Source organism: Nonomuraea sp. H19 (assembly GCF_052068215.1).
In the GTDB taxonomy this organism is placed as follows: Bacteria; Actinomycetota; Actinomycetes; order Streptosporangiales; family Streptosporangiaceae; genus Nonomuraea.
In genome coordinates, this window is the sequence record NZ_JBQHCV010000130.1 from 1 (window position 1) to 1,048 (window position 1,048).

General features: G+C 67.6%; 1 protein-coding gene. It reads left to right on the top strand.

The genetic code is table 11. The annotated features are described in order from the left end of the window. Positions 1–368 precede the first annotated feature (368 nt). A complete protein-coding gene (locus ACTMTI_RS56895; RefSeq protein ID WP_441129413.1) occupies positions 369–989 on the top strand; it encodes an enoyl-CoA hydratase/isomerase family protein in 621 nt (206 codons plus the stop codon). The last annotated feature ends 59 nt before the right edge of the window (positions 990–1,048 follow it).

Genomic DNA, 1,048 nt, shown 5'->3' on the forward strand with positions numbered 1-1,048 from the left:
ATTGGTGACGAATCCCTTCGACGCCCTGTGGTTCCGCCTGCTCCGGCATGTCGCCGAGCAGGACCCGGCCGGCGAGGGTGACCGGCGAGTTCACCCAGATCGCGCTCGGTTTCACCCGCGAGGACTTCTACCAGAAGGCCTACGACTTGGGCTACCGCCTCGTCACAACCACTGATCGAGCCACGCCGACCAGCCGGACAGGCGGCCTTCTACCGAACGTGACCTCAGCGCGAAGGTAGCTCGGGGATGATGGTGACGGTGTTCTGATCTTGCTGGTGCGGGAGGCCGGTGCGGCGCAAAGGCCGGCACAGATGAGGCCGGCGCAGTCGTCCGTAGTTGGATGGGGCCGAGGTGTGGGAGGGAATGCGGTGATCGCGGTCGACGTGATGGACGGCATCGGGGTCGTACGACTGGCCCATGGCAAGGTCAACGCCCTGGATCTGGAGCTGTGCCGGACGATCGAGCAGACAATGCGCGATCTGGACGACGAGCGGGGACCCGTGCGGGCCGTGGTGGTGACCGGAGCCGGACGGGTGTTTTCGGCGGGCGTCGACCTCAAGCGCGTCGTGGACGGCGGCGCCGCGTACGTGGCGGAGTTCCTGCCCGCGCTCAGCGGTGCCTTCCGATCCGTCTTCGACCTGGGCAAGCCGGTGGTCGCCGCGGTCAACGGGCACGCCATCGCCGGTGGCTGCGTGCTCGCCGCAGCCTGCGACTGTGTTACCGAGCCGGCCACCGTGGAACTGTGGACGACGGCGGCAACCGACGGCCGGACCGATCGTGGCCGGGCACATCGGCTATCCGTGGACCACCGAGATGATCCCGGTGGCCAGCACCGCTCAAGGCACTGGACGAAGCTCGGTGAGATCGCCGGGCTGCTCCGCGGTGCGGATCTCGCAGACCGGCTTGGCGTAGTAACACGACACCCCAGTAGGCGGGACAGGTGTGATGTCGACGTTCATGTTGCGTTCTCCGTGCCAGAGTCTTGCTGAGGGAGCAGGGTCTTCGCGGCGGTCCAAGCTCGGGCGAGTCCGAACTCGGCCAGGCCGCG